19 protein-coding genes are annotated in these 20,940 nt (G+C 50.1%); 14 read left to right on the forward strand and 5 right to left on the reverse strand.

Going from position 1 to position 20,940, the window contains the following annotated elements:
- The first annotated feature begins 191 nt into the window (after positions 1 to 191).
- Entirely contained in the window at positions 192 to 374 is a 183-nt protein-coding gene (locus E6C74_RS05400; RefSeq protein ID WP_136483681.1) for a hypothetical protein, read from the forward strand.
- Positions 375 to 475: 101 nt separating this feature from the next.
- Entirely contained in the window at positions 476 to 862 is a 387-nt protein-coding gene (locus E6C74_RS05405) for an MAPEG family protein (protein WP_136483682.1), read from the forward strand.
- Here the strand turns inward: E6C74_RS05405 and E6C74_RS05410 are convergent, their stop codons facing one another.
- Both E6C74_RS05410 and E6C74_RS05415 read right to left on the reverse strand, forming a co-directional pair.
- Positions 863 to 1,495 (reverse strand): START domain-containing protein, encoded by a 633-nt coding sequence (locus E6C74_RS05410; protein WP_136483683.1) that lies wholly within the window; start codon positions 1,493 to 1,495, stop codon positions 863 to 865.
- Between the two features lie 105 nt (positions 1,496 to 1,600).
- Entirely contained in the window at positions 1,601 to 2,557 is a 957-nt protein-coding gene (locus tag E6C74_RS05415; protein ID WP_136483684.1) for an AEC family transporter, read from the reverse strand.
- Between the two features lie 124 nt (positions 2,558 to 2,681).
- Between E6C74_RS05415 and E6C74_RS05420 the strand changes: the two genes are divergently transcribed.
- From E6C74_RS05420 to E6C74_RS05430, 3 genes are all read left to right on the forward strand, one after another.
- The gene (locus E6C74_RS05420; protein WP_136483685.1) at positions 2,682 to 3,272 is read left to right on the forward strand and encodes a TetR/AcrR family transcriptional regulator; all 591 of its coding nucleotides are present in this window, start codon (positions 2,682 to 2,684) and stop codon (positions 3,270 to 3,272) included.
- 112 nt (positions 3,273 to 3,384) lie between these two features.
- Entirely contained in the window at positions 3,385 to 4,242 is an 858-nt protein-coding gene (locus E6C74_RS05425; protein WP_136483686.1) for an alpha/beta fold hydrolase, read from the forward strand.
- A 197-nt stretch (positions 4,243 to 4,439) separates the two neighbouring features.
- Positions 4,440 to 5,828, forward strand: a complete 1,389-nt coding sequence (locus E6C74_RS05430) for a DASS family sodium-coupled anion symporter (RefSeq protein ID WP_136483687.1) — start codon at positions 4,440 to 4,442, stop codon at positions 5,826 to 5,828.
- A 70-nt stretch (positions 5,829 to 5,898) separates the two neighbouring features.
- Here E6C74_RS05430 and E6C74_RS05435 read toward each other — a convergent pair whose 3' ends face one another.
- The gene (locus tag E6C74_RS05435) at positions 5,899 to 6,435 is read right to left on the reverse strand and encodes a GNAT family N-acetyltransferase (protein ID WP_136483688.1); all 537 of its coding nucleotides are present in this window, start codon (positions 6,433 to 6,435) and stop codon (positions 5,899 to 5,901) included.
- Between the two features lie 211 nt (positions 6,436 to 6,646).
- On the opposite strand from E6C74_RS05435, the gene E6C74_RS05440 reads away from it, so the two are divergent.
- Positions 6,647 to 7,927 (forward strand): HD domain-containing phosphohydrolase, encoded by a 1,281-nt coding sequence (locus E6C74_RS05440; RefSeq protein WP_136483689.1) that lies wholly within the window; start codon positions 6,647 to 6,649, stop codon positions 7,925 to 7,927.
- A gap of 80 nt (positions 7,928 to 8,007) precedes the next feature.
- Here the strand turns inward: E6C74_RS05440 and E6C74_RS05445 are convergent, their stop codons facing one another.
- Positions 8,008 to 8,622: a DUF2057 family protein gene (locus E6C74_RS05445; RefSeq protein ID WP_206208386.1), complete on the reverse strand. Its 615-nt coding sequence runs from the start codon at positions 8,620 to 8,622 to the stop codon at positions 8,008 to 8,010.
- Positions 8,623 to 9,067: 445 nt separating this feature from the next.
- Between E6C74_RS05445 and E6C74_RS05450 the strand changes: the two genes are divergently transcribed.
- The 8 genes from E6C74_RS05450 (at position 9,068) to E6C74_RS05485 (ending at position 20,021) form a co-directional block, all read left to right on the forward strand.
- Positions 9,068 to 11,614: a glycosyl hydrolase family 18 protein gene (locus tag E6C74_RS05450; RefSeq protein WP_240798126.1), complete on the forward strand. Its 2,547-nt coding sequence runs from the start codon at positions 9,068 to 9,070 to the stop codon at positions 11,612 to 11,614.
- Between the two features lie 137 nt (positions 11,615 to 11,751).
- Entirely contained in the window at positions 11,752 to 12,123 is a 372-nt protein-coding gene (locus tag E6C74_RS05455; protein ID WP_136483691.1) for a GntR family transcriptional regulator, read from the forward strand.
- Complete coding sequence (locus E6C74_RS05460; RefSeq protein ID WP_136483692.1) at positions 12,120 to 12,983, forward strand: ABC transporter ATP-binding protein; 864 nt, start codon at positions 12,120 to 12,122, stop codon at positions 12,981 to 12,983. The genes E6C74_RS05455 and E6C74_RS05460 overlap by 4 nt, the downstream gene beginning before the upstream one ends.
- Positions 12,983 to 13,837 (forward strand): hypothetical protein, encoded by an 855-nt coding sequence (locus E6C74_RS05465; RefSeq protein WP_136483693.1) that lies wholly within the window; start codon positions 12,983 to 12,985, stop codon positions 13,835 to 13,837. Before E6C74_RS05460 ends, E6C74_RS05465 begins: the two co-directional genes overlap by 1 nt.
- 259 nt (positions 13,838 to 14,096) lie before the next feature.
- Positions 14,097 to 15,983 carry a methyl-accepting chemotaxis protein gene (locus E6C74_RS05470; RefSeq protein ID WP_136483694.1) on the forward strand — a complete coding sequence of 629 codons (1,887 nt, stop codon included), beginning with the start codon at positions 14,097 to 14,099 and terminating at the stop codon, positions 15,981 to 15,983.
- A 284-nt stretch (positions 15,984 to 16,267) separates the two neighbouring features.
- Positions 16,268 to 17,002, forward strand: a complete 735-nt coding sequence (locus tag E6C74_RS05475) for an IclR family transcriptional regulator (RefSeq protein ID WP_136483695.1) — start codon at positions 16,268 to 16,270, stop codon at positions 17,000 to 17,002.
- 6 nt (positions 17,003 to 17,008) lie between these two features.
- Entirely contained in the window at positions 17,009 to 17,845 is an 837-nt protein-coding gene (locus E6C74_RS05480) for an arginase (protein WP_136483696.1), read from the forward strand.
- 298 nt (positions 17,846 to 18,143) lie between these two features.
- Positions 18,144 to 20,021, forward strand: coding sequence for a PhoX family phosphatase (locus E6C74_RS05485; RefSeq protein ID WP_136483697.1), 1,878 nt, complete (start codon positions 18,144 to 18,146; stop codon positions 20,019 to 20,021).
- 120 nt (positions 20,022 to 20,141) lie between these two features.
- On the opposite strand, the gene E6C74_RS05490 is transcribed toward E6C74_RS05485, so the two are convergent.
- Positions 20,142 to 20,846, reverse strand: a complete 705-nt coding sequence (locus tag E6C74_RS05490) for a DUF445 domain-containing protein (RefSeq protein ID WP_136483698.1) — start codon at positions 20,844 to 20,846, stop codon at positions 20,142 to 20,144.
- Between the last annotated feature and the right edge of the window lie 94 nt (positions 20,847 to 20,940).

A 20,940-nucleotide genomic window follows, 5' to 3' on the forward strand; every position in this document is an offset into this window, starting at 1 on the left:
CTGCTGTCAACGAACAGATCAGCCGTTCTAGCCTGCTGCCGATATGACCCGTTCTATCAAAAGCAAGACGATGTGACCGACTTATTCACAAGACATACCGCTATATTGGTGTTTGTGGTGGTACATCAACGGCACGATGCTGGGTATCTGGCGCACGAACTACGAAATGAGCAGATTAAAACGCCGCACGGATGATTTTCCTGAGGTGGTGGAGTAAGCCGCTGCCAGAAGAACAATGGCAAAAGCCAAGTGCAGAGCTCAATTACGTCAATGACATGCTGGCTCGCAACGAATATGCCCAAGGCCATACCATTTTTAGTATTGGTGATGCGTGCAGCCGCTATATGCAGGCCTGGCAAGAAAAACAGGCCTGATATTGATGCTATCTACACTCATACTCAAAGCGTTGCCGAGCAGCGCTTTTTGCGTTCTTTTCATCTACACTTATCTCCTCAATTGATACTAAGGAAATCTTATGGTTACAGCGTTGTATGCCGTCATTTTGGCTGGGTTGATGATTTGGTTGGCGGTGCAGGTCATCAAGCAACGTCGGCGCCATCGAGTGAAGTATAGGGACGGTGGTGTGAATGCGTTGACTCTGGCGTGTAGTGCGCAGGGCAATGCGACTGAGTATGTACCGATCACTTTGATTTTGATGGGGCTGGCCGAAACGAATGGTGCCGCCGTATGGTGGATCCATCTGTGCGGGATTGCTTTTATGGTCGGTCGCGTGCTGCATGCTAAAGCAATATTAAATGATCAGCTCAAAGGCCGCGTGATCGGCATGAAGCTGACGTTTGGGGTGATGACGCTGTTGATGGTGCTGAATCTGATTTATCTGCCTTATGCCAAGCTGTGGTAATTACTCACTGACTTGAGAATGCTGGCGCTGCTGGTATTTGGGCAATTGCTGTCTGAGGCCCTGAAAGGTATTAAAGGCGCTGGAGACGGATAGCTTGTTGGCCATCCAGTCTGGCAGGTTGCCGCCCGGATCGGCGAAGGCAATGTAGTCAATATGAGTCAGACCGTTGGTGAGTTTTTCCAGTGTCCAGGTCGCTTTGACCCCTTTAATGCGAATATAGTCCGGCTGTGGCGGGTAGCGGTTTGAAGCATCTTCGATGGTGAGAATAAAAGCGCCGTTCGGTTGTTCAAAGCGGGAATAAGTTACCATATCGCGATTGCGCGCCGGCCAAGGGGCGCTGAAGCGGGTATAAACAATATTCTCATTGGGTGAGAGCTGTTTGAGTACACGGCTGGAAGAGACGTTATCTATCCAGTTCGGGAGATTGGCGCTGTCTTCCAGCAGCGCCAGAAAAGCCGCATAGCTGGTTTGCTCAAACATCTGGGCGCGGATTTCGACCAGACCATCCTGATGATGGCGGGTGTGAATGGTAATACCATCCTCGTTTTTGGCTATTTCCCATCGTTGTGGACTGTCAGCCTGTGCTGTACAGACTGACAGCAGCCATAGCAAACATAACCAGCGGATTCGCATTGTTGCTCCCTTACGCTCTGGGCGGGTTAAACTTGTATTTGTAAAGCTTAGGGGCTACAGCGCTGCTGTGCCGTTTTTATCTGGCTGGTTTCATCAGGCAGCGCCTTACAGCAACTGGAAGGTCGACAGCAGAAATATTCCCAGGGTACAGGTCACTAGTGAAAAGACCGTGGTCATGGCGATAATATTGGCCGCCAGTGCCGCGTTGCCGCCCATCGCGCGCGCCATGACGTAACTGGCGGCGGCGCTTGGGGACGCGCTCATCAGGAAAATCAGGCCCAGTTCCATATCGCGGAAGCCGTAAATCATCGCGGCGACAGTGATCATCAGCGGTGCCAGTACCAGTTTGTAAGCCGTGGAAATCCATGCCGCGACTTTATCATCCCGAAGAGAGCGAATATCGAGCGAGCCGCCGGTGCACAGCAGCGCCAGTGGCAGTGTCATGTTGGCAAAGTAGTGGCCGGCTTTTTCAACCACCTGCGGGATTGGCACGGCGAGAAAGTAGCAAATCATGCCGAGCACAATCGAAATGATGAGCGGGTTTTTGGTCAGGGTTTTGACCATCAGTTTCGCCGCCTGCAGGCCGCTGGTACTGCCTTTTGGCGTCAGGGTGATCACGGCCTGAATGTTGTACAGCATGGTCATTGAGGCCACGTAAATCGCCGCCAGCGCTACGCCGCTGTTACCGTAAGTGTTGGCCATGTAAGCCAGACCGATAATCGCGGTGTTGGCGCGAAAACCACCCTGAATCACCACGCCCTGATCTTTCGGGTTCGGTACGGTGCGTTTGGTGGTCCAGGTGGTGAAAAGGAAGAAGGCAAAATTGGCAATCAGACCAAACAGGATCAGCGGCATACTGGATGAGAAGTCATGCTTAGAGCCGACTATGCTCAAAAACAGCAGGGCAGGCAGGGTAACCTGGAACACCATGCGTGATGCGACGTCGATAAAATTCTCATTGATTAAGTTCATCCGTTTGAAGATGACACCGAGCGCCAGCATTAAACAGATTGGTCCGGTGATAGAAGCAGAAAATTGCAGTTGTTCGAGAATGCCTTGCATATCCTTCCTTAAACGCGGGTGAAGTTTGTTCATTGTTTCATAGTTTCAACAGGGCGAGAAATGCTATTTGCAAAATAGAACGAACGTGCTAAAAATGGAGGGATATTCGATAATAGTGGTCAATATGAGCAAAGGTAGAATCACCCGCGATAATATTCTCGCTACGGCTTTTGAGCTGGCGAGCGCCAATGGTCTGGAGAGCCTGACGATTGGCGAGTTAGCCAAGCAGTGCGGGATGTCCAAAAGTGGCTTGTTTGCGCATTTTAACGCCAAAGAGAATTTGCAGCTGGCGGTGCTTGACTATGCCAATCAGACCTTCGTGGCGCGGGTGATCGCCCCGGCGCGTGAATTGGATGACGGCAATATGCAGGGTAAACTGCGCCATATCCTGGCCAACTGGCTCAACTGGAATCAGTCTTTTCAGGGCAGTTGTATGTTTCTTGATGCGTGGCGTGAGGCGGGACACAGCGAATGTGCCCTGCAGCGAGCACTGAAAGCGACCATTGCCAGCTGGATAGAGTACCTGAGAATCCAGATTGGCAAAGGCGTGATCAGCGGTGAGTTTAAGCGTGATCTCGCGATTGAGCAGGCCAGTTACGAATTGTATGGCTTGTATCTCAGCGCGCATCTGTTTTACTCCCTGTATGGCCAGGAACGCAGTGAGCAGCATTTCTGGCAAGGGGTGGATAGGCTGTTTGCCAGTTGGTTAGGTTAGGCACGGGCCGGAGTCGTCTGGTGGCCTGATTTCATTCTTCGCCTGAGGCGAAAAAATTTAGGATTAAAAAGCACGAGCGTTCTTTTATTGAGCCCTCGTCAAGGACAACATAATGAGTGACAAGATTTACTTTAATACTTCCCGTGGTCTGCATCTGCGCCGCCGGATGATCAACTGGACCACCCGTCTGCACCACACGCTGGCCCCGGCCCATGCCCGTAAAACCGCGCGCAAGCTGCTGCTGACACCGGCACGCATGACGGGCAAAAATGCGCTGCCGCAACGGCTGATCAAATCACAGGTCGATTCTTCGGAGGGCAAACTGACGACTTACCGTCTTGGTCAGGGCCCGGTATGGATTCTGACCCATGGCTGGTCCGGATCATCTAGCCAGTTCTTCCCTTTGATGGAACACATTGCGGCGCAGGGCTTTACAGCTTTGGCTTACGATCACCCGGCGCATGGTGAAAGTGAAGGTATGTTTGGTCATATTCCTGCGTTCGTCCGTGGTCTGGAGAGTATTCTCGACAGTGAAGATAACGTGGCTGGCCTTATCGGACACAGTATGGGTAACGTCACCGCGCTGGAGTGCCGTCATGCCAAGCTGGCCCAGTGTCCACTGCTGCTGATTGCACCAGTGCTGGACTATCTCGATAACCTATTTGGTACTGTGGCCCGTTCTGGCTATTCGATGCGTCTGTTTGAAGAAGTCGTGAATCAGGTACAGGATGAGTATCATTATCCTATTCATTCTATTCAGCCGTTGGAGAAGCTCAGACAGCGCCAGGGAATGACGATTATTGTTCATGATGAAAATGATAAATTTGCCCGTTACGCCGAATCGGAAAAAGCGGCGCGTGAAATAGAACATGTCATGCTGATTACCACGCAGAATCAGGGGCACGGGCGTATCATGAAAGGAAATGAAGTGCTAAATGCATTTGACAATATTGTTAAATTCATTGATTAGATAAATATTTTTAAATGAAACGGGTATTTTTCATTTTTGTTAAATTTTGGATCTTTATTAATTCTATTTATTTCATGATGTTAAATTGGGTGTAAGAGTTTTGATTGGCTTAACAATTTGGCAATAATAATTGCCCCGGAGCTGGCAAACTATGTGAACATAGAACTGCCGTATGGCCTCCACAAGGAAGCATAATAATGAATAGAAATGATAGTGTCCCTTTACCTAACAATACCCGAGAATGGTTTTTTAACCGTAATAGTCTGATCGTGCTGGCGGATGTCGCCCTGTTTGCCATCCTGTTTAATACTCTGCCATTTGAAGCCAATGTCGTGCTGGGTATCAGTATGCTGGCGTTTATTGCCGTACTTTGGCTGACCGAAGCACTGCATGTCACGGTAACCGCGATCCTGGTACCGGTGATGGCGGTGCTGTTTGGCGTATTTGACACCCAGGCTGCACTGAACAACTTTGCCAACTCAATTATTTTCCTGTTTCTGGGCGGGTTTGCATTGGCGGCGGCCATGCATCGTCAGGGGCTGGATAAAGTCATCGCCGATAAAGTGCTGATCATGGCGCGCGGTAAGATGAGCGTAGCGGTATTTATGCTGTTTGGTGTCACCGGCATACTGTCGATGTGGATCAGTAATACCGCGACCGCGGCGATGATGCTGCCGCTGGTACTGGGTGTACTGAGCAAGGTCGATGATGACCGTGGTCACAGCACTTACGTGTTTGTCCTGCTGGGTATTGCCTACAGCGCCAGTATTGGCGGGATCGCGACCGTGGTGGGCAGTCCGCCTAATGCCATCGCAGCCGCGGAAGTGGGGCTTTCGTTTACCGATTGGATGGAATTTGGTCTGCCGACAGCCATTGTCATGCTGCCTATGGCGATTACTCTGCTGTACTTTTTGCTTAAACCGGATTTGAGCGGCCATTTTGAGCTTAACCATGACCCGGTCCAGTGGGACAAAGGTAAAGTGGTGACGCTGGCGATTTTTGCCCTGATTGTCTTTTTGTGGATCTTCAGTAAGCCGGTGAATGCGATGCTGGGTGGCTTCAAGAGCTTTGATACCATCATTGCACTGGGTGCGATTATTCTGGTCAGCTTCGCGCGCGTTGTGCACTGGAAAGACATTGAGAAAACCGCTGACTGGGGGGTATTGCTGCTGTTTGGTGGTGGTATCTGTCTGAGTAATGTACTGAAGCAGACCGGAACCAGTGTTTTCCTGGCCAATGAGCTGAGTTCGATGATTGCTGATCTGGGTCTGTTCGTGATTGTATTGGTGATCGCTGCGTTTGTGGTCTTCCTGACCGAGTTTGCCAGTAACACCGCCAGTGCGGCGCTGCTTATCCCGGTGTTTGCCAGCGTGGCAGAAGCCTTTGGTATCTCGCCTGTACTGCTGTCGGTACTGATCGCGGTTTCCGCGTCGTGCGCCTTTATGCTGCCGGTTGCGACGCCGCCGAATGCGATTGTGTTTGCGACCGGACACATCAAACAAAGTGAGATGATGCGGGTGGGTATGTTCCTGAATATCGCCTGTATCGCGCTACTGACTGCGATTGCGATGTTCTTCTGGCAGTAAAGTCGTCAAGATTCCCCCGCTACAAGAACGGAGCAAGATGCTCCGTTTTTTTAGCGATGAAATAAAGGTCTTACCTGGAAGTGCGCGACAGACCATAAATCACATGGTCAACAATTCGCCCGTTGAGATTCTCCGCACGGGTGATGATGCCTTCCTGACGGAATCCAAGCCGTTTTGCCACTTGTTGACTAGGCTGATTACCGTTTGCGATAGCCAGCTCTGCTTTTTCCAGTTGATAGCGGGTAAATGCCACGTCAATTAGCTTTGCCACACAGCGGGTGATGATGCCCTTGCCCTGTTGGTTCTCGGCCAGCCAATAGCCCAGCCGGGCTTTTTGCAGATCGGGGTTGATCTCTTGCAGGCTGCAGTTGCCGACCAGTTCATCGCGGTAAAAGATGGCGCATGTCATCGATTTACCATCGGCATAATCGTGCAGCATCGTTTGGGCGAACAGGCGGAAGTCCTGCTCTGAATGGCAGTAAGCCGGCCAGGCAAGCCATTGACATAGATAGTCCCGATGCGCAGCAACCAAGTGGGCGTAAAGGGGGGCAAAGGTTTCTTCAATCAGAGCCAGCTGCAGATTTTTATCGACCGTTAACGTAAACATGACGGGATCCATGGTGGGTGAAAAGTGTGCAAACTGTAGCATTAACAAGGAGCTGCTCAAACTTTATTAGAATGCTGTTCCAACAAGTTCTCAGTAGCACACAATTACCGTCACAGAATACATCAAAACCTTAATAAAACTAGGGACGGATAACTCAGTTTGTATTAGTCTTTGCTGACATTATTATATAAAAAAGTAGTCAGTTAGCTTTATGGAAACTTGTGAGGAAAAAGTCAGCATTGATCTGCGCCGGGTCTTGCTGAGTATTGCACAGGCTCTGGATGACGTCGGATTTGATACGCTCCATCACAGTCATCGGGTCGGGTATATGGCTTACCGGTGCGCATTACGAATGGGCTGGGATCAAGAGCTGGCTCAGCTCTCTTTTGCTGCCGGTTTGGTTCATGATTGCGGTTCTACTCAGCATTCCGCATTGATGACTTTTGCGGCCACTCGGCGGCCTGGTAGTTTTGCCCGCCACTGTGAAAAAGGATTTAATCTGCTGAGTGCATGTGGGCCGCTATCCCGTTTTGCTTTGCCGATACTTTACCATCATACGGCCTGGCATGAATTGCAAACGCTGGCAATGGATTCGCACGACAAACAAATTGCCGGGTTGATTTATCTCGCCAACCGGGTTGATCATCTCTATTTTCATCAGCATAAAGACCTATTTGGCAACCTTTCTGCCGCCGGCAAACGCCAAATCATCGAACAATTGCAGGCTCATTCGGGCACTCTGTTTGCGGCTGATATGGTTGAGGTTATGGCCGATCTGGTGGGCAATGATGATTTTTGGTTTTCAATGCATCCCCAGCACATTGAGGCCGTTCTGTTACGACTCGAAGCCGCACCTCTGTTCTCCCGTAATCTGAATCTCAATGAACGGATTGAAATTGCCGAGCTGTTTTCTAAGATCGTCGACGCCAAAAGTCCGTTTACTTTCCAACACTCTTTGAAGGTCGCCTTGTTATCACAATTTCTGGCTAAGAAAATGGGCTATTCTGCCAAAATGCAGAAACTGCTCTACCTGGCGGGATTGCTGCATGACATCGGCAAGCTGAGAACGCCAGATTTCGTGCTGCATAAAGAGGGAACACTGACGGCTGAAGAGTATACCTGCATCAAGCGGCATGCGACCGATACGCGATTTATTCTGCAGAACATTCATACCTCATCACTGGTGTGCGATTGGGCATCGAATCATCATGAAAGACTGGATGGCTCCGGTTATCCGCTCGGAAAAACCGCGCAGGAGCTGGATGGCCCGAGCCGTATTGTTGCGGTGGCTGATGTGTTTCAGGCGCTGACCCAGTCACGGCCTTACCGGCAAGGCATGTCGCTCGAGCAGTCATTAAACATTATTGCTGAGCAGGTTGCGAATCATCAGCTTGATGGTGATGTGTTCGCCTGTCTGCAGCATAACGCCCAGCACTGCTACTGGTTATCGGCTGATGAGAATGAAGTTGGGTTGCAGTCGGCGGTAGGCTGAAAAACACGGTGTCGGGCTTAAAAACAGAGATAATAAACGGGCGCTGAACAGCCCGTTTATTTTTTAAATCACGTAGAGGCTTACTTGTTGACGTAAGCTTTAAAGCGCGCTTTGGTTGCCGCATCGGCTTTGTTGTACCAGAAATGCAGCATTTCTTCGGCTGTCGTATCGTTGGCCGCGCCATTGCTCGATTTACCGGTTTTGATGAAGGCGGTGCCGACAGCGGCTTCACCGCCACTCAGGTTGTACTCAAACGTTTCTTGTTTGTAGTCACGACCAATCTGCATGCCTTCTTTAATCAGGCGGTCTTGTGTGACCTGCAGCGCCTGTCCCTTATCATCACGCAGTGACCACTGCATAGATTTGATGTTTTCTTCTGCTTCGGTCGCGTTGCGGTATGTCGGCATGTCGAAGCTCAGAGATTGGTCTGCTGCATCAAATTTGGCAATGACAACATCGCCTTCCACACCAATTCTTTCACTACCCTGGCTGTAATATGGGTGATAGCGGAACACGATTTGTTGTTCGCCGTCTTTCAGTTCCACTGAGGTCACCGATGAAAAAATGCTGCCTGACGTTTCTGGTTTTTGGCCGTTCACGACCAGCATTTCTATCGTATCAGGGATCGCCAGCGTGACTTTTGCCGCTGCTGTTGCACTGAAAGCGATAGCTATAATGCATGTTAAGGGTTTGATTATATTCATGAGTTTTATCCTTTAAACCGCTTTCGCGTAATCAGCGAAAAGGGTGCCGATTGTAGCGAAGAAAAGCAAGTTTTCGGCGCGACTCCAGGCCAGATTTCATCAAAACTTAACCTAACCTCAGATTTATCGGGCTCGTCAGCGCTCACGTTCTGTTATCGCTGAATCATCAGTTTTCTGTCCGGTTTCTTTATTGTCAATAAAAATAAACTCGTTTTTTCGAGGTGATGTTTTTTGGAATTAGGACGTTATTTTGATGATTTATGATTAATAAATTTATCATTTGGTCATTATTTACTGTGATTCCGACTCCGTTTTTATGATGTTTTTTTCTATTGGAAATAAACACTCCCTATAGTTAATAGAACGTCATTCTGTTAATCGTTTATACAGAGTATGGCGCAGGTTAAGCTTCTATTAACAAAGGAATTTAAAAACAATGATAAATCGTGTCTCATGGGGCGTCATGTGTGTGGCAATATCGATCAGCGGAGCGGCAGTCGCGCTCCCTTCGACACCGAGTATTGACGTTTATGGCTCAAATAATCTGCAGTTTTCCAAAATTGAGCTGGATATGGGGGCGACCGCAGGCTATTCGCAGATGGTACATTATCAGGATGAAGCGCCGATCAGCATCCTTTTCAACCAATGGGGCGCTGAAACCGGCGACCACTATAAAATTTACTTTGATGGTCAGGAAGTCGCGACCGGCCCGATTACCTCGAGTCAGACCACGGCCAGTTTTGGTTACAGTGAGGGGGGTAAGTATCAACTTGAAGTTGCAGCTTGTGATGACAGCGGGTGTAGCGTCAGTGCTCCGACTCAGTTGCTCATTGCCGACACCGATGGTGCTCATTTGGAACCGCTGCCGATGAACATCAATCCCAACAATAAAACTTATGCGGAAAAAGCGGATGGCGTCGTAGCCAGTTATTTCGTCGAGTGGGGGATTTATGGTCGTGACTACAGCGTGGATAACATTCCGGCTCAGAACCTGACCCATATTCTGTACGGATTTATTCCGATTTGCGGTCCGAATGAATCCGTAAAATCGGTCGGCGGCAACAGCTATAACGCTTTGATGACCGCGTGTCAGGGAGTGCCGGACTATGAAGTGGTCATTCATGATCCTTGGGCTGCCTATCAGAAAAGCTTTCCGCAGGCTGGCCATGAGTTCAGTTCACCGATAAAAGGGAATTATGGGATGCTGATGGCGCTCAAACAGCGTTACCCGGATTTGAAAATCATTCCATCGATTGGTGGCTGGACTTTGTCCGACCCTTTTTTTGATTTCACCAGTCAGACCAACCGCGATGTCTTTGTGGCTTCAGTGAAGCGCTTTTTACAAACCTGGAAGTTTTTCGATGGCGTGGATATTGACTGGGAATTCCCCGGCGGGGACGGTGCTTCAGCAACCTTGGGTGATCCGGTAAACGATGGTCCGGCTTACGTTGCGCTGATGCGTGAGTTACGCGCTATGCTAGATGAACTCGAAGCCGACACCGGGCGCTCTTATGAGCTGACGTCGGCTATCGGATCCGGTTATGACAAGATTGAAGACGTGAACTACGCTGAGGCCGCGCAATATATGGATTACATCTTTGCGATGACCTACGATTTCTACGGCGGCTGGAATAATGTTCCTGGTCATCAGGCGGCATTGTACTGCGGAAGCTTTATGCGCCCGGGCCAGTGCCAAGGTGATGGCACCGATGCCAGCGGTGTGGCATACGCAGGGCCGGCTTATACCGCAGACAACGCGATAAAGCTTTTACTCGCACAAGGGGTGCCGGCGGGTAAATTGGTACTCGGTACCGCGATGTATGGGCGTGGCTGGGACGGCGTTATGCCATCGAGTCTGAGCGAACCGTCCGACCCGATGACCGGAAGTGGACAAGGTAAACTGACCGGCACCACTGCTCAGGGTGTATGGGAAGCGGGCGTGATCGATTACAAAGGTATTAAAGCCAATATGTTGGGCAGCGACAATCAGGGGATCAATGGCTTTGAATATGGTTATGATCAACAGGCGGAAGCTGCCTGGGTCTGGAACCGTGAGACCGGACAACTGATTTCATTTGATGATGCACGCTCAGTAAAAGCCAAAGCGGATTATGCCCGTAGTTTAGGGCTGGCGGGTCTGTTCTCGTGGGAAATTGACGGTGACAACGGCGATATTCTCAACGCGATGCATGAGGGACTATCCGGCTCCGGGCTGCCAGTGACCAATCGTGTGCCGTCTGCTGACGCCGGTCAGGATCAGGTGGTGACCGGTCCGGCCGTGGTGGTGCTGGATGGGTCCGCTTCAACGGACAGTGATGGTACTATTACACACTACACTTGGCAGCAGACCTCCGGTCCTGTGGTGGCGCTGAGTGATGCCTCCGGTGCTGGGCTAAGTTTTACTGTCGATGAGGTGCAACAGGAGCAGACACTGGTTTTTCAGCTGACAGTGACAGATAACGATGGCGCAACCGCGTCAGACAGTATCACCGTGAGTGTGCAGCCTGCCGCTACAGAAACTGAAAACGATGCACCGGTGGTAACGCTGACTGCCCCGGCTGAGGCTGAGGCCGGAGACCGTGTTGTGGTCGATGCTTCAGCATCCAGTGATGCCGATGGTGATGCCCTGACTTTCAACTGGCAGATTCCGGAAGGGATTGAGGCGAGTGTCAACGGTGGCCGTGTTTCGTTTATCGCTCCTGCGTACAACCAAAACACCACGCTAACCTTCACAGTGATGGTCAGCGATGGTCAGAGCACTAGCGAAGCAACCATTCGGATCATTGTACATGAATCGGCACCCGTCAGCGGAGAGTGCGATAACCTGTGGCAAGCCGGTGCGGTGTATGTTGGCGGTGACCAGGTGAACTGGGCAGGCAGTGTGTGGCAGGCCAAGTGGTGGACCCAGGGTAATGATCCTACGTTGTCCGGCCAGTGGGATGTGTGGCAGCGGATTGGTAGTTCGGACTGTACCGTCAACTGACCACTGAATATTGATTGATACAAAGCTCTGCCTCGGCAGAGCTTTTTGATTTCTGCGTCGCGAAAGACTAGGGTTGCGTATCTGCCAGATTCGATATAGTGTTATATCTATGTATAACACTATATCGGTGTATGATAGTGACTGAGTGGCACGATAGCCAGCCGATTTTTCGCCAACTGGCGGATAAACTCATCGCGCAGATTGCGCAGGGTCTGTGGCCGGAAGGTGAGGCTTTACCTTCGGTGCGTACAATTGCATCGGATTTGAAAATTAATCATTTAACTGTGATGAAAGGTTATCAGTTGCTGGTGGATGAAGGACTGGTCGAAAAACGTCGCGGGCAGGGTATGTTTGTTGCCGAAGGCGCCGTATCGGCACTGCGCTGTCAGCAACGTGCGCAGTTTCTGCAGCAGCAAATTCCGCACATCGCCGCAACGCTGGCCCAAATCGATATGTCGCTGGATGAATTCGTTGAGCAGCTTAAACAACACGTCAAGGGTGAATCATGAATCCATATGTTGAAGTGAAACATGTGTCTAAACAGTATGCCGGTGCTGACACGGCTGCGGCCCTGCAGGAGGTGAATTTTACTCTTAACCCCGGACAGGTGCTGGGCTTGCTGGGGCATAACGGTGCTGGTAAATCGACACTGATTAAAGCTCTGCTTGGGGCTCATCGTTTTCAGGGAGAGATCGCCATTCTCGGCCTGGACCCGATTCAACAGCGTGACAAAGTGATGGAGAACCTGGCGTATATTTCAGATGTCAACGTGCTGCCACAGTGGATGACGGTGCAGCAATTGCTGCGTTATACCGCCGGGGTGCATCCGAAATTTAATCTGGAAAAAGCCAACGCGGTGTTGAGTAAAACCAATATTCAGGCACGCAGCAAGATTCAGTCACTGTCGAAAGGGATGCAGGTTCAGCTTCATCTTGCCCTGGTCATCGCGACGGATACTAAGGTGCTGATTCTGGATGAGCCTACATTGGGGCTGGATCTGATTTATCGTGATACGTTTTACCGTCACCTGCTGGAGTGGTTTCATGACGGGCAGCGTTGCCTGATCATTGCCAGTCACGAAGTGGCCGAGATCGAACACCTGCTGACGGATGTATTGATTCTCAAACAGGGCAAGGTTGTATTGCAACAGAGCATGGCCGATGTGGAGCAGGGGTATTTTGTGCTGGAGGCGCCATCGACGCTGGCGGATCAGATTGCTCCTTATCAGCCTTTGGCCTCTGAGCCAGGTTTAGGTACTACGCGTTGGCTGCTGGCTGCGCAATGTTTGCCTCAGGTGGAAACGCTGGGGCGTATTTACACTGTAAAACTGGCCGACCTGTTTCTGGCGCTGCAAAAGGAGAACAACTGATGCATCCTGCGTTTTATATGCTAGAAAAAGAGTGGCTGGAGCACAAATCTGTCACCCGAATCCCGCTGTTTGTCTTGATTTGCGTGTTGGTTTTGTTCGCCGGACTGCTCAGTAATGGGGGATTATCGGCTAATTTCAGTTTTCAAATCAGCAGCAGTGGCTTTGAAGATTTTGATCTGCAGTTTGTTGATGAGTTCAGCTCGTTGCTGATGGCTGGCGTGGGTTTATTGTCGGTAATGCTCAGTACGCTCTATTTCCCGAAAACACTGCGTAAAGAGCGTCAGGAAGGCAGTTTTATGTTCTGGCGCAGTATGCCGGTCAGTAACTTACGTATTCACTTGGTTAAACTCGGCTTTGGACTTTTGGTGATCCCGCTGATTTGCTCGCTGTTAGTGGTGACGGTTGATAGCCTGTTGTGGGTGGTGAATGTGATGACAGACGATGCGATCACGCTATTTTACAATCAGCGTGATGTGCTGTTCATCCCTGTTCATTGGCTGCTGTTTCTGTTGCGGATGGTGTTAGTGGCGCTGGCACTGTTGCCACTGGCCTGTTTTACGCTGCTGCTTTCTCAGCTGGTCAGTGCGCCGATTATGGTGATGTTTGTCGGCGTGTATGCGCTGCAATGGGTGACGTTTGGCCTGACGGGCAGTGACTGGTTTGAACGTTTCTTTGACCAAATTTTCGCTTTGCCGCTGCATTTGCTGACCGACAGCGATATGGCAGAATTAATGACACAAATCAGTATGCTCAATTTGCTGATTTATTTTGCGGTCGGAGCGCTGAGCTTTATCGCCAGCCTACGGCTTTATCAAACCGATGAGACCAGTTGGCGGGCACTATTGAAGCGCTAAGCGCAGGTTTAATTTTTCAAAGGGAGCTTTTGCTCCCTTTTTTCTAATCTCACTTTCGGGGGGAGATATTTTAGCGTAGTAATATCGGCTGATTTTTTACAGAATGAAATGCAGATTAGATTTTAGGTCTGGCAACGTAAAGTAATTGCCCGATTCGTAAGCCAGATCTAATTGGCATCAATTCCAAAAAACTATAATTTTATTTGTTATTAGAGCGACTTTGTTGATCAGGTTAAACAGGATGCAAACGGGATAGTCTATGTTCAAAAATCTTTCTTTAAAAAATAAACTGGCCATTTCGGCCAGTGCTGCGATTGTCATCGGCAGTGTTCTGGTGGAAACGTTATCGTTTAACGCTTCACTTCAGCGACTCGATGTTGAAATGGAGCAGCGTTTACAAAGCACCACGGCGTCTTACAACCAGTATGTGACCGACTGGCTGGAATCCAAGCAGTTGGCTTTGACGTCGTTGTCTGAGGAGATGCAATCGGATGCGATAGTGACACACTTGAAGCAGCTCAGGCATGCTGCCGGGTTTGACAATGTCTTTCTCGCCTATCCTGATGGTTCGCAGCAAAATGCCAATGGTGTGACCTTACCGCCAGATAATAACGACCCGCGTAAATGGGGTTGGTATATCAATGCGAAGGCCAATCCGCAGCAGGTGTATATGGACAATCCTACGGTAGCGGCTGCAACCGGAGCCAATGTGGTTTCTTTAGGGAAAGCCATGCAGCTGCATGGCCAGTCGCTGGTGTTGGGAGCTGATGTGGAGATTACTGATATTCTCAACAGCATGCAGCAGGTTATTTTACCGGGCTCAGGCTATATGTTTATTGCCAATCAGCAGGGTAATATTTTTACTCATTCTGATCCTAGCCTGCTCAATCGCAGTGTTGCTGAGCTTGGTCTCTCTTTTGCCGATATTCAGCGTGCGCAGAACTCAGGGGAAGATATTCAGGTTGAGATCAACGGCGAAACCTATGTTCTGTATGCCAAGGCGATTGCCGGCAGTCAGCTCAGTACGGTGATTGTGATTAATTACCACTCACTGGTTTCCCCTCTGTTTGATGCATTGTGGGGCCAGCTACTGGCGACACTTATCGTGGTGGTGGTTTGTATTGTACTGTTTAACCTGCTGTGTAATGTCTTGTTCCGGCCACTTAAGAATGTCGCCCAGGCACTGGAGCAAATTGCCAACGGTAGCGGTGACCTGACCCAGCGGATTGAGGTCGAAAATAACGATGAGGTTGGCAGGCTGGCTTATAGTTTTAATACCTTTGTGGCCAGTTTACAGCAGTTGATCGGTCATATTCGCCATCAGTCACAGCAGTTAAGTGGCCAGGCTGAACACAGCGCTCAGCGCGCCAATCAGTCCGCTGCGGAGCTTGGCACCCAGCAGCAGGAAATTACTATGGTGGCCACTGCAGTGACGGAGATGTCGTCGGCTACTCAGGAGATCGCCTCTCACGCAGAGCAGACTGCGCACGCGGCGCAGAATTCCTCTACCAGTACCAGTAATGGCCGCACTCTGGTGCAAAATACCCGCGCGTCGATCAGTAATCTGGCACAGGAAGTGGGTCAGGCTGGAGAGGTGATTGTCGCTCTCAATCAGCATGCTCAGGATATTTCTGCTGTGCTGGCGACGATTCAGGGTATCGCCGAGCAAACTAATCTGCTGGCACTCAACGCTGCCATCGAGGCAGCTCGTGCCGGAGAGCAGGGGCGAGGATTTGCTGTGGTCGCTGATGAAGTACGGGTGTTGTCGCAACGCACCCATACTTCGACCGAAGAGATTAAGTCGACAATAGATACGCTTCAGGCGACGACCGGACGTGCGGTGACCATGATGCAAAGCAGTTCTGACCTGGCGGTCAGTTCAGTCGAGGATGCCGATAAAGCTGCGCATGCGCTGGAAGAGATCAACGCCGCGGTCGCGTTAATCAGCGATATGGCAACGCAAATTGCCACCGCTGCAGAAGAGCAGACTCATGTCACCAGCGAAATTACTCAGAATATTACCGCGATTAAGGATGTGACTGAGCAGTTAGCTGAAGGCGCCAGCGATAGCTTGAATCAGTCAAATGATCTGCGTCATCAGGCGGCAGAACTGAGCGCGAAAGTGGCGACGTTTAAGTTGGCCTGATTAGCAGTTCCTTCTGTGCAACGGATACCGCCTGGCGTGACCCGTTCAAAAAGCGATGCATTAGCGTCGCTTTTTTTATCGCTGCAAAACGCGGATGTGCTGTCACTTTACACCGATATTGCATGCTTGTTGTTCGTTTGAATCTGGCGCAGACTCGGCAAAAAACAATCCAATTTTATGGCTATTCCCACCAGGTGAGAATGCAATGCTTTAATTAAAATTAAATTCTCGCTATATAGGAATTCAGGTTTGAGCTTATCAAGGATAAAGGCTAAAACATCGTTATGAAAGAAACAAAGCTCACTGCGAATCAGGTTAACGAAAAATCACTGCAGCTGCTGATGCAGGTTGCGGTAAATGATGAACCGGTATCAGCCAAAGTATTAAGCGAGCAACTCCAGGTTCCTTTGAGCAGCCTCTATCGGCATCTCAAATTGCTTAAAGAGTGGAATCTCATTGAGGAAAGCCCGCATGACAAGACACTGATTATTGGTCCTGCCGCGTTATTACTGATGCGCAGTTACGAAACCAGTCAGCATAATTTAGATGCGGTTGATGCGGTTTTAAGCCGGCTGCAGAAGCAGACGGGAGAAATGGCAGCCTACATGGTTCCGGTCGGTTACCGGGCTTTGTGTGTCAGCCAGAAAGAAAGTATGCAGGCGCTTCGATGCAGCTTCGTCCAGGGTCAAAGTCAACCCCTGCTTCGTGGCGCCTCATCCAAAGTAATGTTGGCGTATATGCCGGCGCAGCGTTGTGAAAAGATCCTGCGCTATTTCGGCGAAGAGCACCAGATGGAAAAGTGGCAAGCCGAACTGGAAAAAATACGCCGCCATGGTTATGCCGTGAGTGAGTCTGAAATTGATACCGGGGTATCAGGTATCAGCGCTCCGGTGATGAAAGGGAGTAAATTGATTGGTGCGATCTCTGTGATGGCTCCGGTACACCGGGTTGAGACTCACAAGCAACGGATCATTTTACATGTGTTGCAGGCCGCGAGAGCGTTGCCACCGGAAAGGTAATTCATCATGTTAAGCTTATTCAAACGTTACCGATTGAGCCGCAGTGCGGTTCCACACATTTCGGCGTTTACCTTTATGACCGTATGTGAACGCGTGAAACCCATGTCTCGCGTTGAGTTTGAATTTGCCCAGCATAGCCTTGAGTTATCATCAGAGTGGCTTTATCAGCAGCAGAGCACCCCTAACTATGCCGATGCAGGTCACATAGTGATTGAAGACAAAGCGGATTTCCGCTTTGAGGATCTGATAAGCCGCAATCTGGCACTGAGTTCGGTGCCTGTAGTACTGGCCAACTGCCATGAAGTGCTGCTGAAAGCCTTACCTGTGATTGTGCTGGATAATGATGAAGTTGGTATTATTCATATTGGTCACGAGCTTGCCTTAAAACAGAGCCTGGAACCTCAGGTTGGATCAGTGTTTCACTTTGCTCTGTCGCGTTTTGCCAATGTACGTCTGTTTTACATGGGGATAGACCCCGAGCGTGTATCTGGTCCGATGCTGGAATATGCCGAAGATCTGGGTTGTAACTGGGTGACGCATCAGGAGTCTCAGTTCCGTCATCGCAGTCAGCTCAAAACCCAGCTCAACCATTATATGCAGCACTGTGACCAACTGGTGCTCAATATTGATTTGGCTTCTCTGGTGCCGGGACGCAGTCTGGATGACCATGCGGTGTTGGACCTGCAAATGGTATTACGGGTGGTTCGACACGCAGTATTATCCGGTAAGGTGCGTATGATCCAACTGGTCGGGGCCAAAGATAAGCTTATCTACTCCAAACAGACCAAAGCAATTGTCGATGAGTTGTGTGCTCTGTCGGCGGAAGTTACTGTCAGCGAATAACACCACCTATCCAACGCCACCCCAGGGTGGCGTTTTTACTTCATCTCTTTTTGCTTTAAGAGAAAGTCCCTGTTTATTAAGAAAAATATCTATAAGGTCGCATGGCCCGTCTCGCTATCGCTGCGAATTTTTTCACCCTGGCTTGTCATTATTTAGCAATATATCTTTCACTTAAGCGTCATTTATTCCCGCTAAGCTCCTGCCATCATCAAATTGCATTGATGCAACATAAGACTAATTTGCGCAAACAAACATAACGACTGCGCAACTATAAATCACGAAAGTAAGGAGCAACCCTATGTGGAACCGTGATGAGCAAGATTCACAGTTTAGCGCAATGATTGACGCGCGTTTATCACGCCGTCGTTTTCTGACTGGTACTGCCGCCGCTGGTGCGGGCGCTTTTTTGTCTCTGAACCCGGTTGCTAAAGCGATGGCTGCCCAGCCTCAGTCTTCATTACTCAACTTCGAGCCGGTACCCGCATCCACGTCTGATACCCTGGTGGTACCAAAAGGCTATAAAGCGACACCACTGATGTCGTGGGGTGATCCTATCTTCGCTAATGCACCAGAATTTGATCCAAGCGGTAAACAGGACTCCCGTGCCCAGGCGCAGCAGTTTGGTGATAACACCGATGGTATGAGCCTGTTCCCAATCAGCGACGACCGCGCGGTACTGGCCATCAATAACGAATACACCAACTACGAGTACCTGTTCGCTCATCAGGGTAAGGCGATGAGCGCCGATGATGTTCGCAAAGCCCAGGCAGCAGTGGGTATCACCATCGTGGAGATCGTACGTAGCAACGGTCAATGGAGCATTGACCGCTCAGGCAAGCGTAACCGCCGTATCACCGCCAATACGCCGATGCAGCTAACGGGGCCGGCTGCCGGACATGACATGCTGAAAACCCAAGCGGATCCTAAAGGTGTCCTGGCTTTAGGAACGTTTAACAACTGTTCAAATGGTCAGACGCCTTGGGGCACTTACCTGACCTGTGAAGAGAACTTTGATGATTTCTTTGGCGCCAGTCAGGAAGCATCCGTCACGGCGGATCAGAAGCGCTACGGCATTGAAGCCAAACCAAACGACTATCAGTGGTATGTCCACGATGAACGTTTTGATATTACCAAGAACCCGAATGAAGCTAACCGCTTTGGCTGGATTGTAGAAATCGACCCGCATAACCCGGATTCCACGCCAATGAAGCGTACGGCGTTGGGCCGGTTCAAGCATGAAAACGCCGCGTTCACCCTCAACAGCGATGGTCATGCTGTCGTTTATTTGGGCGATGATGAACGTGGTGAGCACCTGTACCGCTTTGTGTCTAAAAATCGTTATCAGGAAGGTAATGATGCGGCTAACCGCGCTCTGCTGGAAGAAGGCACGCTGTATGTCGCCAAATTTGAGATGGATGACAAGGAGCTCAAAGGCCAGGGCCACTGGATTGAGCTGACCTTTGGCAAAAATGGCCTGACGGCAGAAAATGGTTTTAACAACCAGGCTGAAGTGTTGATTTTTGCCCGCCGCGCCGCGACTCAGGTGGGTGCGACGACCATGGACCGTCCTGAGTGGGTGGCGATTCACCCGGACAACAAGCATGTATTCTGTACCCTGACCAACAACAAAAACCGTGGTGTGAAAGATGGCCAGCCAGTTGGCGGACCGAACCCGCGTGCTGAGAACCATTACGGTCAGATCCTACGCTGGATGCCGGTCAATGGCGACCATACGGCCGATATGTTTGCCTGGGATCTGTATCTGATTGCCGGTAACCCGACGGTTCATCATAGCGATTTGTATGCAGGTAGTGCCAATATCAGCGCTGAAAACATGTTTAACAGCCCGGATGGTATTGGTTTCGATCAATCAGGTCGCTTGTGGATTCAAACCGATGGTAACTACTCCAACAAGGGTGACTTTGCGGGGCAGGGTAACAACCAGATGTTATGCGGTGACCCGATCACGGGTGAAGTACAGCGTTTTCTGACCGGTCCGATTGCGTGCGAAATTACCGGCCTGACGTTCTCTCCGGATTACAAAACCATGTTTATTGGTGTGCAGCACCCGGGCGAAGACAATGCTCCGTCGCATTTCCCGGCTGGTGGGAATAGCAAACCCCGTTCTACGGTGATGATGATTACCCGCGAAGATGGCGGCGTGATTGGTGCATAACGGTGTGCCGGCGTAATCCGCTATCAAGCGTAACCTGAAGATGACAAAACAGAAATCCCGGCTCTGGCCGGGATTTCTGTTTACGCTCTGTTGATTTTCAGACTACTTTTATTGCGCAGATCAAGCAACAAAAGTGGACAAGATACCAATCACACCGCCAAAAATACCCCCCCAAACGACCAGCCAGCCCAGATGCTCTTTGATCATAGTCTGTACCATTTCTTTGACCAACTGCGGGGTTAACTCGCTCAGGCGCTGATCAATGATGTTCTCGATGTTGGTTTTAATTTCATTCAGCATCGCCGGTGATTCAAGATGCTCTTTGAGCGCGTTTTTCACCGTATCACTCTGGCTGATATCAACCACGGCATCCTGCATTTTTTCGACAAACGGCTGTTTGAGCGGTTGCAGCGCTTCACGGCCGCCAAACATCGCCAGCATGGCGCCAAAGGAAGAGTTTTCAATCACTTCAACCAGAGAATCAAAGGTCGGGTTAAAGTCGATCTTAGCGATGACAGGTTCAAGATCGAGCGCTTTGTCGCCCGCCATTTCCTGATTGAGGAAACGGTCGATGTTGGCGTCACTGAAAAACTGCGTCATCATCAGCTGTTTAATCGCTGCTTTAAAGGCTTCGAAGCGGGCCGGAATCACCCCTGAGCCGTACAATCCGGGCACTTTTTCAAACAGCATATGAATGGCGAGCCAGTTAGTGATGGCACCGGAGAAGGCAAACAGACCGGCATACAGGGCCAGTCGATTGTCGAGAGCGTAGCCGCTCACCAGCAAGACCAGCGCGACAAAATTGGTAATAAAGCTTTTATTCATAACAACGCATTCAGAGTGAAAAGAAAGAGAACTGAATTTTAAGAGAAAATGTCTGGCGGGAAAAGGGTCAGCGCATACACGCTGACCCGGGTTC

Origin of the sequence: Vibrio sp. H11 (assembly GCF_004804295.1) — a bacterium.
Classification (GTDB): Bacteria; Pseudomonadota; Gammaproteobacteria; order Enterobacterales; family Vibrionaceae; genus Vibrio; species Vibrio ostreae.

Coding starts and splice junctions, on each gene's coding strand:
- E6C74_RS05475 (WP_136483695.1), top strand. CDS start 16,268: ATGAAAGAAACAAAGCTCACTGCGAATCAGGTTAACGAAAAATCACTG.
- E6C74_RS05420 (WP_136483685.1), top strand. CDS start 2,682: ATGAGCAAAGGTAGAATCACCCGCGATAATATTCTCGCTACGGCTTTT.
- E6C74_RS05480 (WP_136483696.1), top strand. CDS start 17,009: ATGTTAAGCTTATTCAAACGTTACCGATTGAGCCGCAGTGCGGTTCCA.
- E6C74_RS05460 (WP_136483692.1), top strand. CDS start 12,120: ATGAATCCATATGTTGAAGTGAAACATGTGTCTAAACAGTATGCCGGT.
- E6C74_RS05490 (WP_136483698.1), bottom strand. CDS start 20,846: ATGAATAAAAGCTTTATTACCAATTTTGTCGCGCTGGTCTTGCTGGTG.
- E6C74_RS05440 (WP_136483689.1), top strand. CDS start 6,647: ATGGAAACTTGTGAGGAAAAAGTCAGCATTGATCTGCGCCGGGTCTTG.
- E6C74_RS05470 (WP_136483694.1), top strand. CDS start 14,097: ATGTTCAAAAATCTTTCTTTAAAAAATAAACTGGCCATTTCGGCCAGT.
- E6C74_RS05465 (WP_136483693.1), top strand. CDS start 12,983: ATGCATCCTGCGTTTTATATGCTAGAAAAAGAGTGGCTGGAGCACAAA.
- E6C74_RS05435 (WP_136483688.1), bottom strand. CDS start 6,435: ATGTTTACGTTAACGGTCGATAAAAATCTGCAGCTGGCTCTGATTGAA.
- E6C74_RS05450 (WP_240798126.1), top strand. CDS start 9,068: ATGATAAATCGTGTCTCATGGGGCGTCATGTGTGTGGCAATATCGATC.
- E6C74_RS05415 (WP_136483684.1), bottom strand. CDS start 2,557: ATGCAAGGCATTCTCGAACAACTGCAATTTTCTGCTTCTATCACCGGA.
- E6C74_RS05425 (WP_136483686.1), top strand. CDS start 3,385: ATGAGTGACAAGATTTACTTTAATACTTCCCGTGGTCTGCATCTGCGC.
- E6C74_RS05485 (WP_136483697.1), top strand. CDS start 18,144: ATGTGGAACCGTGATGAGCAAGATTCACAGTTTAGCGCAATGATTGAC.
- E6C74_RS05410 (WP_136483683.1), bottom strand. CDS start 1,495: ATGCGAATCCGCTGGTTATGTTTGCTATGGCTGCTGTCAGTCTGTACA.
- E6C74_RS05430 (WP_136483687.1), top strand. CDS start 4,440: ATGAATAGAAATGATAGTGTCCCTTTACCTAACAATACCCGAGAATGG.
- E6C74_RS05400 (WP_136483681.1), top strand. CDS start 192: ATGATTTTCCTGAGGTGGTGGAGTAAGCCGCTGCCAGAAGAACAATGG.
- E6C74_RS05405 (WP_136483682.1), top strand. CDS start 476: ATGGTTACAGCGTTGTATGCCGTCATTTTGGCTGGGTTGATGATTTGG.